12 protein-coding genes are annotated in these 16,518 nt (G+C 47.8%); 6 read left to right on the forward strand and 6 right to left on the reverse strand.

What is annotated here, in order from left to right; all coding sequences use genetic code 11:
- Window positions 1-90: 90 nt before the first annotated feature.
- From NLX82_RS14235 to NLX82_RS14245, 3 genes are all read right to left on the reverse strand, one after another.
- On the reverse strand, window positions 91-3,684 hold the full coding sequence (locus NLX82_RS14235; RefSeq protein ID WP_254348355.1) for a family 14 glycosylhydrolase: 3,594 nt from the start codon (window positions 3,682-3,684) through the stop codon (window positions 91-93).
- A gap of 319 nt (window positions 3,685-4,003) precedes the next feature.
- A complete protein-coding gene (locus tag NLX82_RS14240; protein WP_023990941.1) occupies window positions 4,004-6,172 on the reverse strand; it encodes an alpha-glucuronidase family glycosyl hydrolase in 2,169 nt (722 codons plus the stop codon).
- Window positions 6,173-6,207: 35 nt separating this feature from the next.
- Window positions 6,208-8,406, reverse strand: a complete 2,199-nt coding sequence (locus tag NLX82_RS14245) for a glycoside hydrolase family 52 protein (protein WP_075154924.1) — start codon at window positions 8,404-8,406, stop codon at window positions 6,208-6,210.
- Between the two features lie 166 nt (window positions 8,407-8,572).
- Here NLX82_RS14245 and NLX82_RS14250 point away from each other — a divergent pair, with 166 nt between their 5' ends.
- The gene (locus tag NLX82_RS14250; RefSeq protein ID WP_069081058.1) at window positions 8,573-9,517 is read left to right on the forward strand and encodes an AraC family transcriptional regulator; all 945 of its coding nucleotides are present in this window, start codon (window positions 8,573-8,575) and stop codon (window positions 9,515-9,517) included.
- A gap of 59 nt (window positions 9,518-9,576) precedes the next feature.
- A complete protein-coding gene (locus NLX82_RS14255) occupies window positions 9,577-10,284 on the forward strand; it encodes an SDR family oxidoreductase (protein WP_069081059.1) in 708 nt (235 codons plus the stop codon).
- Between the two features lie 101 nt (window positions 10,285-10,385).
- Here NLX82_RS14255 and NLX82_RS14260 read toward each other — a convergent pair whose 3' ends face one another.
- The gene (locus NLX82_RS14260) at window positions 10,386-11,573 is read right to left on the reverse strand and encodes an MFS transporter (protein ID WP_254348357.1); all 1,188 of its coding nucleotides are present in this window, start codon (window positions 11,571-11,573) and stop codon (window positions 10,386-10,388) included.
- A 147-nt stretch (window positions 11,574-11,720) separates the two neighbouring features.
- Between NLX82_RS14260 and NLX82_RS14265 the strand changes: the two genes are divergently transcribed.
- Window positions 11,721-12,164: an Lrp/AsnC family transcriptional regulator gene (locus tag NLX82_RS14265; RefSeq protein WP_028540848.1), complete on the forward strand. Its 444-nt coding sequence runs from the start codon at window positions 11,721-11,723 to the stop codon at window positions 12,162-12,164.
- Here NLX82_RS14265 and NLX82_RS14270 read toward each other — a convergent pair.
- Window positions 12,150-13,331, reverse strand: a complete 1,182-nt coding sequence (locus NLX82_RS14270) for a serine hydrolase domain-containing protein (RefSeq protein WP_075154923.1) — start codon at window positions 13,329-13,331, stop codon at window positions 12,150-12,152. The genes NLX82_RS14265 and NLX82_RS14270 overlap by 15 nt on opposite strands.
- 257 nt (window positions 13,332-13,588) lie before the next feature.
- Here NLX82_RS14270 and NLX82_RS14275 point away from each other — a divergent pair, with 257 nt between their 5' ends.
- From NLX82_RS14275 to NLX82_RS14285, 3 genes are all read left to right on the forward strand, one after another.
- Window positions 13,589-14,092 (forward strand): hypothetical protein, encoded by a 504-nt coding sequence (locus NLX82_RS14275; protein WP_023990934.1) that lies wholly within the window; start codon window positions 13,589-13,591, stop codon window positions 14,090-14,092.
- A gap of 484 nt (window positions 14,093-14,576) precedes the next feature.
- Window positions 14,577-14,750: a hypothetical protein gene (locus tag NLX82_RS14280; protein WP_023990932.1), complete on the forward strand. Its 174-nt coding sequence runs from the start codon at window positions 14,577-14,579 to the stop codon at window positions 14,748-14,750.
- Complete coding sequence (locus NLX82_RS14285; RefSeq protein WP_028540845.1) at window positions 14,747-15,352, forward strand: ATPase; 606 nt, start codon at window positions 14,747-14,749, stop codon at window positions 15,350-15,352. Before NLX82_RS14280 ends, NLX82_RS14285 begins: the two co-directional genes overlap by 4 nt.
- Before the next feature lie 191 nt (window positions 15,353-15,543).
- Here NLX82_RS14285 and NLX82_RS14290 read toward each other — a convergent pair whose 3' ends face one another.
- Window positions 15,544-16,446 (reverse strand): AraC family transcriptional regulator, encoded by a 903-nt coding sequence (locus NLX82_RS14290; RefSeq protein ID WP_023990930.1) that lies wholly within the window; start codon window positions 16,444-16,446, stop codon window positions 15,544-15,546.
- Window positions 16,447-16,518 lie beyond the last annotated feature (72 nt).

Here is a 16,518-nt window from a genome sequence, read left to right on the forward strand (position 1 = left end):
GCCAAGAGTAGGGATGTTACCAGCATCCTTGCTCTTTTTTAGTATATCCTTCTATCATTTATTTTAGCACAATTGAATAATCGATGCAACTCATTTGGTGAAAACTTTAACTTCCTTTGGAGCGAGGGTCACGGTGATCGAACCGTTGTTAATCTGAATGGAGTCGTTGCTTAATTGGTTGGTCAGGCGAGTGCCGTTGGACAGATTGTCGAAGTTGCCAATCGTGCGGGTTTGACTGCTCCAGGAGTTGTTGATAAGTACGATGGCCTCGTCTCCATTTTTAGAGCGCTGGAAGCTGTAAAAGGAGTCGTCTACCCACTTTTCCTTTTGGCTCCCGTTTTGCAGGGCAGGGTGGCTGTTGCGCACACGGTTCAGCTTAGCGATGTACTGATACAGATCATGATTGGCGTTAAACACAACGTTTTCCCGGTTGGCAGGATCATCTCCGCCACTAAAGCCTTGCTCGGTGCCTTGATAGATGATAGGAATCCCGCGTGAGGTCAAAGTAAAGCCCAAGGCGGCCTTGAGCTGAGGCCATTTGTCATAGTTAGCACCCGGCTTGCCAGAGGCGTCATTCAGGAAACGTTTTACATCATGATTGTCGATAAATACGCCGTTGGTCTGGGCATCGCGATAGTGACGATCATCTGAGTAGCGTTCCTTGATTTTCCTCATAGATTGATCGTGTCCAAACACATCCTTGATTGTATAATACATCGGAAAATCCAGTGCGGCATCGAGATACCGGGTGTAATCACCCACATAAGCAGGATCGCCACTGTAAATTTCACCGAGAGTGAAGGTATTGGCGGCCTGGTCAAAATCCTTCAAAAACCCTTTGGGTACATGCTTCACAGTGTCCACCCGCAGTCCGTCGACCCCCGACTCGTCCAGCAGCCATTTGATCCAGTTTTTGAGTTCATTCGCTGTATCTGGGTTGTCCTGATTCAGGTCGTCCAATCCGGCAACGTCACCGTTTTCGATTTTCCACTGATTGTTTGAGTTGTAGTCTGCTCCTGTGATGTCGCCATTGTGATGATACCAGTCCGCTTTGTCAAAAGGAGCCTTGGCGATGCCGTTCCCAGGTTGAAAATCGCCAGTGTGATTGGGAACTACGTCCAGCATCACAGCGATATTTTTGTCGTGTGCCTTACCAACCAGCTCTTTGAACTTGTCCATGGTACCAAGATGCCCGTCTACCGCATAAAAATCATACGTATGATAGCCGTGGTAAGCGTATTCGCTCTTTTGCATCGTTACCGGAGTAATCCAGATGGCGGTAAACCCCATATTTTTAATGTAGTCGAGTTGGTTAATAATACCTTGAAAATCGCCACCATGCCACTTGCGCTGATCGCTGTTGTTGGAATTGAAACCACCGTAATTATCGTTGGATGGATCTCCGTTGCTAAATCGGTCTGTCATGATAAAATAAATGCTCTGTTTGCTCCAGTCTGTGTTGAGGGGAGTGGGCTTGGAGAGGGTACCCAGATCTAAAGGAGTGAAGGCGCCCGATGGCGCCTCCGTTTGAATAGTTACTTCAACTCCGTTAGAGTTGGGTACGTACGTAGAAGTGCCTACGTTTAAGGATGCACCCGAAAGTTCCACTGTTTGGATAGGTCCTGCAACTTCGTTGAGGTTGGTTGTGTAGGTGGAAGTCCCTACGCTGAGGATGCTCCCCGAAGGTGCCCCCGTTCGGATAGTTCCTGCGGCTCCGTTAGAGCCGGGCGTGTAGGTAGAAGTTCCCGTGCTGAAAAGGTAGTTCTTCGTGTTATTGCTGTCCCAGCTGTTATTGCCGTCATTAAAAGCGGCTTCCAGTTGGGAGGCAGACCCGATATCGACGGTAATTTTAGCATAGCCGCTAATCTCGGCATCCTGCATTTTCACACCGGGTACGGCAGTCCAGTTTCCGCCAGCCGGGCGGTAGTGAATGTAAGGCGAGTTAAAGCCTTTTTTGTAGTATACCGTTACCTTATTAGTTGTACCGCCGCCATCCCCGGGAACCGTGCCCGATGGAGCGCCTGATGTGATCGTTCCCGCATTGCCGCTGTTACCGGGCGTGTAAGTAGAAGTGCCCGTGCTGAAGGAGTAGTTTTTGGTGTTGTTGCTGTCCCAGCTGTTATTGCCGTCATTAAAAGCGGCTTCCAATTGGGAGGCAGACCCGATATCGACGGTAATTTTGGCATAGCCGCTAATCTCGGCATCCTGCATTTTCACACCAGGCGCAGCAGTCCAGCTTCCGCCAGCCGGACGGTAGTGAATGTAAGGTGAGTTGAAGCCTTTTTTGTAGTATACCGTTACCTTGTTGCCTGTACCGCCACCGTTATCGCCGGGCTTGGCCTTGTTTACGATATACTGTTTGAATCCACTCATCTCACCGGTTGGTGAGCCGTCGTTGTTGACGAGATTGTTGAGGCGTAAAAGTGTAAAGCCGTGATAACCGAACTTTGTGATTTTTTCTTCGATTTTTTGAAAGCCGCTACCGCCTGTTGGGAGTGCATTTTCACCATTTAGGCGAACACCCTTGGCATTAGCGATCGAGGAGACAGTATCTACTAATGTGGACGGCAAGGAATAATTTGGTGCTGTACCACTGTCGTTCATCTCCAGAGCAGTAAAGGTCAAATCCAGATCCGCATCTTTGAACTTCTCGATGAGACGGTTGTAATCATAATATCCACCTGCTTGCTCTGTGCTGTGAGGCATGGCAGGATTGTTCATCTGCCAGTGCAGACCGGAAATCTTGGCTCCGATACGGACACCGAACACGGAATCGAAGTTTTTGTGTGCAGCAGCTCCGATGACGCCCAGATGCTTCTCAAGCACGCTTTGGTACCACGACAGAAAATCCTTCCCATACGTGGAAGTATACCCGCCGTTCGTGTAAAATCCGTCCCCGTCGGTCGGTGGATTGATTTGGCCAAGGCTGCTCAGCTTGGTACCCCAGGCTGCATTAATCTTGTCCATTGATCCATACTTTTCATTCATGGCCGTGCGGAACGCATTTTTGGCTGTTTCAGTGTAGGCTTGGAATTTGCCCCGTGCAGGATAACTCCATCCCGCTGCCGGATAGTATGAAGGATATCGCAATTCTCCAGAGGGCCCACCGCTTAAATAAATTTTGGGAATGATGCTTTTGTAGCTAGCAAAGGTTTGAGCAAATGAGGAATACAGCTCGTCATATTGTTTACCAGTCCCGCTCCATAATGGAGAGAGGGCTTCGTTATTGGCAAAACCGCTTTCGTCCTTGAACTGCATTTCATCTGCACTGCCCTTGCTAGACAGCCAGCTTGGTAGCGGGATGTTGCAATCATCCCCCACATTTCCCCCACACTTATGCGTAGAGATAATAGGAACCCACTTCAATCCCACTTCTTTTACGGCATCTGCATAGGTCTTGTAGTAGCTCCAATCGAACTGGTTATCTCCTGCGCTCTCCACATGGCCCCACCAGACGTCGGTGGTAATAGCATACACACCGTTACTTTTCAGCGTTTGCAGTTGCTTTTTGAAGGCACCCCAGTCATTAATTTTCGCCAGCGGCCCCATGACAGAAGCCTGAAAATCATCAGCAACCGCTGCGCTTGCCGTATTGGAGGGTGAGCCAATAAAGGCGGTCAGAGATAGCACAATGCTTAATAGCATCAGGCACCCTTTTTTCCATAGACTTCGATACAAGGTCAAACCGATCATCCTCCCCAAAGCATAGTCTAATTCGACAACATTTTGTAAACGTCTACAAAAATAGTATAAAGCAAGCGGTTGCATAAAAAGAAGAATTTATTGCACACTCAGGGTGGACAAATATGACATTTTACGTAAGCAACCGTGTGCTTAAAAGTATTCAGACAAAAAAATAAGGCATAGGTCTGAGTAAGACGCATGCCTTTTAGTGATGTGCGAGCCAATGCCAGTATAGGAGAAAGTGAACCTAAGCGTATAAAAGCCTTGTTCCAGTCTGTATGAAAGTATTGCCGAGGCAGCTTGTTTAATAGTTGCTTACTTAATAAATAGGGCGATCCTTCTGGTCGGAAATGCCGCTTTTACGGTAGAAATACGTATTGATCCGATCCCGCCATTCTTTGGCATGCTCTGCCTGATGCTCCAGCCGCTCCAGCACCTGTTCATACATGGCAGCATTCAGTTGCCCTCGTAGACTAACCCATGTGTCTCGGAGATGGGCCGCACGTTCTGCACCTTCAAAATGGGTATCATAAATGTGCTGTATGACAGTTTGGCCGGAGTGGAGCAAGTGTGTATAAGGAACATGGTGAAAGAATAAGAGCAGCTCATCCGGGCAGGTGTCCGTAGATTCGTAGATATCAGTATTGGGAGAAAAATATTGTCCTGCATAGCCCGTTCCGGTTGCGGTCGTGCGATCTACCCCGATCCCCCTGCAATCAGCAAAATGGTAGGTGCCCCACATGGAATATTCGTACCCGTCTACATCCGGCCCATAGTGGTGATCGGGACTGACCATCCAGCCGACCCCGAGAGGGGCGGTGTAGGATTCGTAGACATTCCATGAATCGAGCAGCATCTGCTTAAGGGTAGAAATTAAATCTGTGCCGCCGTCGCTATTCCCTTGTCTGCCAAACGTCAGCCGAACCCACTCATCAGCGATTTCGTCTGCGGACAGATCCGGGTCCCATGCCAGCCGACCATAGCCATAAAGATTGGATTGGGCGAGCAAATGTCCGGTCCAATTGGTGTCTGCACCAATATTGGATACAGCGGCTATTCCATAGTTGGTATGCTTGGGAGAATGCAGAGCGCCACTCACGATACGCTTGATGGTGGAGCCTTTTCCTTGGGCGTAGGTGTCAAAATCCAATACTTCCTTCCATTGGGGAACAAGGTAACATAGATGTTTCTGTTGCCCGGTGTACTCTTGCGCAATTTGAAATTCCAGCAGTATCTGAGTGGATTCCAGCGCACCGAACAGGGGGGAGACAGGCTCCCGCACCTGAAAATCCATGGGACCATTTTTGATCTGTAAAATGACATTTTCCCGAAATAATCCATCCAGCGGTTTAAAATGGTCAAAGGCTGCGCAGGCCCGATCCGTCTTGCGATCGCGCCAGTCCTGCTTGCAGTTGTAGACAAAGCAGCGCCAAATCACACGTCCGCCATAGGGCTGCAACGCATCTGCCAGCATATTGGCTCCATCGGCGTGATGGCGCCCGTAGCTGAACGGTCCAGGCCGATTTTCGGAATCGGCTTTGACCACAAAACCACCCAGATCAGGAACGGCGGCGTAAACTTCCTGGGCTTTGGTCTGCCACCATTCAGCTACAGCTGGTTCCAGGGGATCGGCGGTGGTTAACCCACCGAGCTGAATAGGACTGGCATAGTTAATGCTCAAGTAGATCTGTATGCCATAGGCGCGAAATACCGCAGCTACTTTAGCCACATCCGGTAGGAATTTATCTGTAATCAGCTCGGTCTCTACCTGATGGACATTCACGTTGTTAATGGATAGTGCTTGAATGCCTACAGAAGCGAGTAGACGGGCATAGTCTCGCAGGCGCTCCATATTTGTAGTAAAGGCATTATTATCATAGAAAATAGAGCCACCCGCATACCCGCGTTCAATACTACCATCCATGTTATCCCAGTGATTGATCATGCGGATGGAATTAGCAGGGTTGGATAATTGGTCTAGAATGGGGACGTGCACTGATTCGGTGGTGGGCTTCAACTTCCCGTCTAGTCCTCCCTGCAGGTAGCGCAGCAGATGAAAGACTCCGTACAATACGCCTTTGGAGGTCTGCCCCGCGATTGTAACGTACTGTCCCTTGATATCATCGTTACCGTGCGAAGCTGAATATGCCGGATCTGGCATCTCTATCCCGCGAATTCGGTAGCCTTCTGCGCTCACTTCTGCCTGTTCTTTTGCGCTGAATCGTTCTGCGACCAAAGGATGCTCTGGGAACGTACCCAGCGCAATGAATGGCGTATTCACAGGAACGGCGCTGATCTTCGGCTGCTGTCCAAACATAGAGGTCAATCCGTGCTGAAGCTCACTCGCAGCCGATTGAAGCACTTCATCTGTCCCAGGGACCACGATGACCCTGCACCAAGCGGGCAGCTTTTCTACCTTACTATTGCGGCGGTAATGCAGCCAAGCCGCATAGCCGCTCTCTTTTGGCATATCCATAAGCTTGCTCATATTGGAGCCTCCTTTTGGGCAGGTGAAGATGATCCTCAGACATGCTGTTCCTGATCCTGACTCATATGCTCAGGGAGAGTCAGACGGTTGCCCTTGCCTTCATACAGCCACAAAATAGCGGTAACTCCGCGCGGATAATATTTACTACCGTGAGCAATACCGGAGAGTATCTGATCGCTCCAGCACCAATAGGATTCTTCAGGGTGAAGGAGCCATGAGGCATGGGCAGCGTCTGCGGCCTGCCCAGCTTCTTCCCAAGGCAGCTCCAGCAACTCGCGGGCAATAAACTGTGACAGATAGATTTTGCTCAGCCAGGAGTTGTTACTGGTCGAGGACAGCTTCCAGCCTCCGTCTTCAAACAGACAAACTCCTGGTACCAGTACAGTTTCCAAATGACGCCACAGTGCTTGGATATATCCACCGAACCGTCCATCAGGCTTAAGCGCAGCCTCACATCCTGTAAAGTAAGGGAAGATCAGCCCCTCAATGGCAGGAATAATCTGCGAGTCATTGCCCTCCTTAATAACTGCAGGAATATAGCCTTTGTCTGTCATATGTGCTGTGATCGCTGCTGCGCATTTGTCCGCCTGTAAGCCAGCCTCCTGTGAGAGGGAGTTAAGCCCTTTTGAGGCAAATATCTTTTCCAGTGCAACATATACTGCCCAGCATTTGCTGCCTAGATAAATGTTGTTGCGAGACTGACCCAGAGATACGTCCAGACTGTCGTAGGTCGTAATTTCCGCGCCTCCCCGGGTTCTAGAGCTGTCCAAGCCCATCAAGCCGTTTCGTTGTGCCGGGTCGGGGTGATCCCGCCGCAGCATGCTTTCGAAGCAGTCACACAAGACAGGCAGCATACGTGTCGTAAATGACTGATCCTGTGTCTGCTCGATATATACCGTGGCGCAGCAAAGCCAGTTCACCAGTTCCTCATGGCTCATGTAAGAGAAGCAGTCGTCAATCCCAGCCAGCTCATAACAGGAGTACCCCTGCCGGGAGAACACGTTTGCGACGCCCATATCATGCGTAAACGTGATACCACCGGTATAGGTCTGTTCCTCTCCTGGAAAGCGTACCTCATCCCGATAGCTGTACCTTTGGACAAACCACTCCAGCTCGTTGCGTACCGTCCATGGATTTAAAATCAATTCATAGTAGAGCTGATCTGCCGTCAAATCGAGTGTATTCATCATCCGATACTCGCCTTCGTTCACAACCCAGATCGGTTCTCCGTCCGCTTGGTGAATAAGCAGTTGGGTACTGCCATAGTAGCTGTGGATCGCCTGAGCGAGCATAAATTCCTGATCCGGGCTCAGGTCGGCCGACTCCATCCAGCGATTAGCCTGAACACAGGCTGCGGTCAGGTCTGAAAAATGCTTCAACGCATAGCTTCCCACGTCTTCAATATCCTTGAACAGCTGGGTATAGTAATACGACGCTTCGATGCCTGTTGTCACAATGCCGCCACGATAGAAGCATATGGCGAAGGCATATGTGCGCTTCTCACCTGCGGGAACGTCCATCAGAAGCGCACCCGTCGCGCCCAGGCCAAAGGATAAATTCTCGGCCATGGTCTCCCCAAGCAGCTTCTCCATTGCAAATCCGCTGGCAGGTACCGCTTCACTGCTGTTGGTCACAATGGCTGTGCTTCGTCCTTGGCCGATGCCTGTGAGTCTTTCCTCTAATTGGGTAGAATCCGTAGCGTCCCTACGCGGATCTTCTCCTATAATGCGTATGCCGCTATACGGATCACTGCCCTGATAGCCGAAAAAAGCTCTTCGCGCTGCAGTCCCCTGTGTGTTATCGACGGTTAGCTCGGCGAATACCGCCGGGGCCAACGCTGCCCGCAGCTCATCCATACCCGCGGTTCCCGGCTCGGGCACTGGGCGAACAGGAGAGTACAGCCGGAACGTCAAATCGCCAGCCTGCCATGTATCCGTTCCTGCTTTTAGCTCACGGGTAATGTCTGAATCGGCAAAGGCCATAAGCAGCGGTTCCGTTCGTTTACCCTTTTTCTCCACGTCGTAGCGGGCACTTTCATCCTGTGTGGATGTAAAAAAGGGAAGCGCCTCGTATACTCCGCCATCTCTGGATTGCAGCCCGATATATACATTTTCATCGGCAGGCTTGCCCAGCTCCAAACCAAGTCCGCCGCGATTACCCTTAAACCCAAGTGTAAAGCTGGAAAAAGAACCGATAGGTGCATGCTGTGTGTTATAAAATATATTTTTCGACATATAATGAAACCCCTTTCATGATAAAGTTTAACTTTGAGTAACTTCACTTAGAGCCTAGCATGTCATGTGGTGGGGAACCATTGTCAAATCGCTCAACTATTTATCCAAATCGCGCTGAAAGCGATATACTGGAGTATATCCATGCAAGTAAGCCAGGAGGGAAAACATGTCGACATCACGTTTACCGAAGCGCCCCCATCATCCAGACCTTACAGTTGCCAGAGAGGAATTCTTTTTTCCCGATGTGCGAACCACAGTCAATTTGTTTGCTATTCATACACGAAGTGTCGGAAGAGAGTGGAGCTATCCGCTACACGAGCATCCTCAATATGAGATTAACATCGTGCTTGCGGGAGAACAGATCATGGTTGTGGATGGTCGCAGCTATACCCAGCGACAGGGTGATCTGGTGCTGCTGCGACCGGGGATTGTCCACTCCAGCCATAGTAACGGAGAGGGATTTACGTATTTTTGTATGCATTTCGATATTGATGATAAGCTGTTTCTCTCGCTCCTGAGTCGTCTGGAGCAGGTGCTGTTTCCAGCTGAAGGAACAGTGGCAGGGCAGATGGGACCAGCGCTGGGCAAGTTGCTCGATCTTTCAGCGCCGGAAGACATAGGAGTAGGTAGTGATTCGGTGGCAAAGCGAATGCGGATTCAATCTGCTGTGTTTGAACTGTTCGCAACGTTATGGGAGGCTGTATCCAGTGAAGCGGCCCATCTGCCGGGGCGTGGATATGTGCAGGCAGAGCTTGCCCATCAGATTGCCAGTCGTCTTCAGGGCAGAGTGAATCAGCCTTATGGACAGGCCGGCTCGGTGGAAAAGCAGGATGGGATCGAGGGGATTTCATCCGAGCTAGGTATTAGCGTGTCCCATTGTAATCGTGTATTCCGTAGCGTTTTCGGCGTATCTCCCCGTGTATATCTATCCGGGCTTGTGCTGCATGAGGCCAAGTTGCTGTTGGCTGATCCGCAATGGTCGGTGCAACAAATTGCCGATATGCTCGGCTATGGGGATATTGCGCATTTTAGCAGACAATTCAAGCGCTGGTCGGGCCAATCGCCGACATCCTATCGCAAAAGCACGGTGCAGGAAAGCCTATTCGAATAAAAATAAGTATGTCTTTAAAATAGTTATGATATAATCCTTATAAAGGAGCTGAGAATAATATGAATTTACATAATCAACGTGTCGTCGTGATTGGCGGCAGTGCAGGTATAGGGCTGGCAACAGCCATAGAAGCAGCAAAGCAAGGGGCAAGCATTGTGATCGCTGGGCGTTCCGCAGAAAAACTGGAGCAGGCGAAGAAGGTCATCCCTGCCGAATCGGTGGAAACCTTCCAACTGAATAATCAGATAGAGGAAGAGGTTCAAGCGTTTTTTGAAAAAGTTGGAGCATTCGACCATCTGTTTACACCGGGTGCCAGCTACACGCGTGGTCCGATCACGATAGATACGGAAAAGGCTAAAACCCCGTTCGAAGGGAAATTCTGGCCGCAATATTTTGCTGCCAAGCATGCGGTACCGCATATCTCCAAGGACGGCTCGATCGTCCTTATGTCCGGGGCTTTCAGTCAACGACCGATGGGGTTTGGTGCTACATATGGAGCGGCTAACGGCGCGATTGAAAGTTTGGGCAAGGCGTTGGCAGTAGAATTGGCCCCAGTACGGGTTAATGTCGTATCCCCTGGAACGATCAGGAGAGACGGCCCTGAGGGTGAGCAGCGGGCACAGGCTTTTGAGGAATACAAGGAAGTAACCTTGCTCCGTCGAGTGGGGTATAATGAGGAAATCGCACATACTGTGTTGTATCTGATGACGAACAAGTTTACCACCGGAAGCGTGCTGTTCCCAGATGGCGGTTATACGCTGATCTAATCCGACAGGCAGGAATCAATTTTTAAACAAAAACCGGTTCAACACCATACAAAGTGTTGAACCGGTTTTTTTATGATAACAGGCTTGCCTCTTGCAACTCTTTAGCTTTGCACATCTAACCCTTTATATTTTCGCAAAATACGTGGGTAAATCACTTTAGACCCGATGCATACCATCGCCAGCATGGCGAACAGCAAACCGCTCCACAGCGTCCCATGAATCCCCGCTCTGACCATAAACCACCCCCCTACCAGCGAGCCCAGTGAGACCCCTAGGTTAATAAACGAGATATAAAGACTGTTGGCAAACGCGGGAGCTTCTTTGGCCTCATCAATCACCCAAATCTGGGCGACAATCAGTCCGCTGGTATGAACGGCCCCCCACACGATAATGATGAAGAGCGTAGGGATAAATGAGGAACTGATCCCGTACAACAGCAAATAGGTGCCCCCCAAGGCTACTGGATGAAAAAGAGCGGTGCGTACCTTATGCAAGCCCATGAGCTTGCCAGCCAACAGATTGCCGAGCATTCCGCCGATGCCGAAAATAATAAGCAGAAAGCTGATAACATTGCTGCTCATCCCTGTATTTTGCCCCAAATATTCGGCAGAATAGCTATACACCGAGAACATGGCTGCAAAAATAAAAGTAGCCGCCCCGATATTGAGCCACAGCGATACCTTACGCAAAATGCCAAGCTGCTTCCGATAGGAGGACATTTCGGCTTGTCGTGTATCCGGCAGCATAAATAAAATACCGATCCCTGCAATCCCATTCGCTACCGCAGTAAACCAGAAGGAGGCCTCATATGAAAATTGATTGGCGATATAGGCTGTAATTGGAATACCGAGTACCATTCCCATGCTCGTGCCGAGAAAGGCTTTGGCAGAAGCTTGCGTTGCTTTTTCCGGGGGATACAACGCAGTGGCAGCGACAAAGGCAAGCGAGAAATACACCGGGTGAAACAGAGCCGGAATGATACGTAAAATGACTAGTAGATAAAAGTTGGATGTATAGGCTGACAGCAAGCTTGTTATGGCAAAAACAAACAACGACATTGTCATGATTCGCTTGCGGTTAAACCTGGACATCCATAGCACCATGAAGGGACCGAACAGCGCGATGATCAATGCAAATGAACTGACAAGAAACCCGGCCTGGGCTGCCGTAATATGAAAACGTTCAATGATGACTGGCAAAATGCCAACCACACCGAACTCGATCGTGTATACACCAAATAGGCCAAGCGCAATGAAAAGCAGGGGCTTACTATATTTCATTAGTTTCATTCCTTCTCCACTTCTTCCTGCTTTACGTCCTTGATTTTGCGTGCTAATATTTCATTAAATCATAAAATAATAAGGCAATATTCGGAATAATACATAATAATAATTGTGTTTTTGTAATATTACCTTGGACTTAAGGAGATGGATTTGATGGATCAAGTGGATCATAAAATTTTGTTGTGTCTACAAAACCAGGCGCGTATCTCCATGACCGAGCTGGGTAAGGAGGTTGGGCTTTCCCAGCCTGCCGTAACGGAAAGAGTGCGGCGCATGGAGGATAAAGGTATTATCGCCGGGTATCGTGCCATAGTTTCACATGAGAAAGTTGGAAAGCCGATCATGGCTCACGTGCTCGTGCATACGAATCAATGCAATTCATTTGTTGAGTTTTGCCAATCTGCACCCGAAGTCATTGAATGCCATAGAATCAGCGGTGAGCAAAATTACTTACTGAAAGTCATGGTTGAGTCTATGCTCAAGCTGGAGCAGTTCGGGGATGAGTGTGGAAAGCACGGGCACTCTACCACGTTAATTGTCCTGTCCTCGCCTGTAGACCATAAACATGTAACCCCCACTTTATTAGACCCTATTTGAGCTACCGTAAATGGCTTGGCAAAGCTCAGTTGTAAACGGACCTGACATCCCTTCGAATGCTGTATTGGTAAAGGCGACCACACTAAGTCTTAGTGTGGGATCAACGAACCACGAATGGCCATAAGCTCCTCCGAGTCGCCACGTTCCGGGTGATTCTGCTGTTCCACTTTCGTCGGGATTTTGGAGTACGGTGAATCCTAGTCCAAAGCCCCGCCCCGGCCAGCCTGCCAAGGGAAGGTTCCCGGTCTGGATGGTGCCCATTTCACGGACCCATTCCTCTGAAAGTAACGGATTGCCGCCGTTTCGCAGTGTTTCCAGCAGCCGCATGAAATCTTTTGCGCTGCCAATCATACCCGAGCCACCAGAGTGGAAAGCCGTGGAATCAAAGGCTCGTGCAGGCTGAAAACGAAGTCCTGCGGTGCCTTCAAAAACCTGCGCAACCTCAAGCTCACGCATCCGCCGGGGTTCTGATATATCGTTGACATAAGGAGCCGCAAGCCGTCCAGCATCCGCGACCGCGAAACTGGTGTCGTGCATATCGAGAGGTTCTGTAACGAGCTTTTTAACAGCTGCATCAAGGGTTGTGCCACATACACGGCTAATGATCGCGCCTAGCACATCAGTAGCAATCGAATATCCCCATGCTTTACCCGGTGTATATAACAGAGGCACAGAAGCCAAACGTTGCAAGTTCTCTTCCAGCGTAAGATTTGAAAAATCCATGCCATCTGATACGCCTGCACGATGATAGAAACCGCCACCTTCTTCCTCTAAAAAGCCATAGGTCAACCCGGCAGTATGTGTCAGCAATTGGCGTACTGTAATGGAGGGCTGCTCACCACTGATTAATCGGGGGCGAAAATCGGGCAACCAGCGTTCAATAGATTCATCGAGCTTAATCAATCCTTGGGCTGCCAAAACCAAAGCCGCAGTCGATACAATCGGTTTGGATACAGAAGAAAGCCGAAATAAAGCCTCCTCATGCATAGGACGTTGTTCTTCTCGATCAGCCAGCCCCGCCGCTCGGACATACACGGGTGAACCATCCATATATATCATGACGACTGCGCCGACCAGGCGCTTCTTGGCAAGGGTTTGATCTATAACTGCATTTACACGTCCGTCCAGACCAGCTTGTATCGCAAAAACTCTATTATCCAAACTCATAAATATCTCATCCTCTCTATGATCCAGCGGTTATCGCTTGATGGAACTTAGTTTACAGGATGGGAAGGCGACATTACATAAGGTAACAAAGGTGTTCAGTGAGTATTAACGTTAAAATAAAATTATATTAAAAGAATGGCTTTGGATTTAAATGAATGGGGTTTTACAAAAAGTTATACTGCGTTTTACAGTGGCTTTTTAAGTTGAGATACGTTGAAAATAGGTGGTAAAATTTACAACAAAGGGGGTTTTATTTATTGAGGCTTGTATCGCGTAATAAGTTGGCTTGCTTGGTTGTCCTCGGAGGGATTTTGACTGTAATTGCTACAGGTTTTGGAGGGGATAAGGAACCTTATAAACTTCCCGATAAGCCCAAAGAGGCTGCTGTCTCGACATTTTCAGAATATATGAACGCTTCTATGAGTCGGGATTACGATAAGATGCTTTCACTGTCTGATGATTATCGCTTTAAAACAGAACAGGCACGGCTTAACTTTCTAAAAGCTCAGGGAACACCGATTGATTATCGTATCGTGTCTGTGGATGATTCTAACCCTTCCAAGATTGTTGTTTCGTCGATAACGAAGTATGAGGATATGGAGTTACCTTCCATTAAGCATGTTCTTGCTTTTGAGGAAGGAAAGTACAAGCTACAAATGAGAAATGTTGTGATCAATATGATTCCTTCATCTCCTGACTACAGAACGGTCGAGTACGAGCCTGAGAAGGTAGATAATATTTTGGAAGATAATTTCAAGTGATTTTAATTTTTCAATTTTCTAATCAAACGGTCCAAGGCGTATCCAATGAGATACCAGAAAACTAGTGTAGTGAAGTAAACAATGGCTATGGGGATGTCTGCCTCTCGCACAAATCGAAATGATTCATACATCCAAACCAACGGACTAATAATAGCTAATAGTATATTGTAGTCGTCATACCCCGTAATATTTACAGTAATAACTAGACATGAGAGTAGGACCAGCCAAAAACGAAAAGATTTCATTGCCTATACCTCCGCAAGTGTATTTGTTGTTATAGACGAATCAAAAAGCTGGAAGTAGCATTTATTCCAAATTTATTTATTAAAATGTATTAAAAAGAACGATATTTCGATCCTATTTACTTGTCACGATTTTTAGACGTACGGTATTCGTGTGGTTTTGAGTGACGCTGGATTCTTTCAGACTTTTCGATTTGTGATATACTCTCGATATATGAATTGTATGGGATGGTGATGACTGAATGAATCGTACACACGATCTAGGCAAGCTAATCAAACTAACTGGAGATAGAGCAAAACTGGACGCTAAAGCAAATGGCACATATATTGTCTACAAAACGCCGGATGGTCAATTTGTTAAAGAGTACAGTAATGGTCAAGTCGAACGAATTAAAGAACAGGATATTTTATCATGAGTGAGCCGTTTGCTACTATGTTTGTATTCGCAGGAAACAACGGAAGTGGTAAGAGTACAATTCGTAATCTAATCGTTGATAAACTTGGTGTAAGTGTTAATATCGATCCAGATGCGTTAGCGCGAGGGATTGATCGTGAAAACCCTGATCGACACAAAGTATCGGCAGGAAAGGAAGCGATTAAGCTAGCGCGGGATTGTATAAGAAATAAACGAGATTTTACTGTAGAGACGACACTTGCTGGTGGCAATGTGATTCGACAAATGCGAGTGGCAAAAGAAAAGGGCTTTGAAGTTATTATGTTTTATGTGGGCCTTGGTGATTATCGTCTTAATATCGAGCGAGTTGCTGCACGAGTTCGAAATGGGGGTCACCACATTGATACCGCTGATATTATAAGACGGCATCAGACCTCACTGGACAATCTTCTCTTACATCTTAAACTTATCGATCATTTAATTGTCATTGACAACAGCAGCTCAGATGGCGTGATTGTATTGGAATCAGATAGTGAAACGATAAAACACCATGTGGCGTTGTTACCGGATTGGGTTAAAATCATTGATAGTTACTTGCAAAATAAAAATACTGATCAAGAATAAACCGACAACTGTATGATTCAGTGATCGGTTTATTCTATATTTACATCGTATTGTGTCCACAATGTCAATTCGATGTGTATTGCACCTCAAAATGGGACCCGTTAGTAATAGACTGTTATTATTTTTCAACAGACTTTAGCAAGACGATGAACAGCATCCTGATCGTAGCGGCTTCTTCGGATTCTTTTTCTCTACACTTTTTTCACTGGACGTAACACTGCGTAGCCGTATCCTTCTGGGAAATGTCGCTGATAATCCTGCTTCGTTTCCTCATCCCATTCATACCCCAGGCTGCTAGGGTCAAAGTTCCAAGCCTTCTCCTCCACCATTCTCATAACGTCTCCATTGTTTTTTAAATAATTAAAGGGCGGGTGAAAAAACACCAGGTAATCTGATTCGGGGATGTCCCGGCACTTCATTCCTGCGGGAATCTCTCCGGCGTAGTCAGCGGCGACCGGTATTCCATAGAGATAGCCCTTCTGACCATCCTGATAGAACCAGCCCGCAGTTTGGCCCAATTGTTCGGGAAGCTTGAGATGAGACATGCTTTCCAATGTTCCGCAAATTTCATCACAATTGTGACCGTTTCTCCAGAAATCACCGTAGTTTCGTGAAGAAGTATCCCAAATTCCAATAAATTTGTGTGCTGGTATACGCTCGATTTTGACTTCAGCTTCTTGCAAATGATCCTTAACCATCTTATCCCGCTCCTTCAAATGGTAATGATAAGGAGAGAACACCTCAACGCGAATGGCTAACGGGATAGGTCGGGGCTCCTTCTGGTATACAGCCGGAGTTACCTCAAACGCTTTTACAAATGCCCGTGTAAAAGCCTCCTGTGAAGAAAACCCATACTTTACTGCAACATCGAGGATGCGGACATTGCTATCCCGGAGTTCCAGTGCAGCACGGCTAATCCGGCGCATCCACACATAATCCCTTAACGTCATTCCTGTAAGAGAATGAAACTGTTTTGTACAGTAGTAAGGGGAGTAGCCTAACTGATCGGACATTCTCAACAACGAAGGTGCTGAAGTAAGATTATTATCAATCCAATCGATCATGAGCTGGACCATTTCGTTCCATTCGTACACGAGGGTTCCCTCCTTTCGACTCCATCTTAACAGCCGGAATACAGGAATATTTGACTTGAGTTGCATGCACTC

The organism is Paenibacillus sp. A3M_27_13 (assembly GCF_024213315.1).
Classification (GTDB): domain Bacteria; phylum Bacillota; class Bacilli; order Paenibacillales; family Paenibacillaceae; genus Paenibacillus; species Paenibacillus polymyxa_B.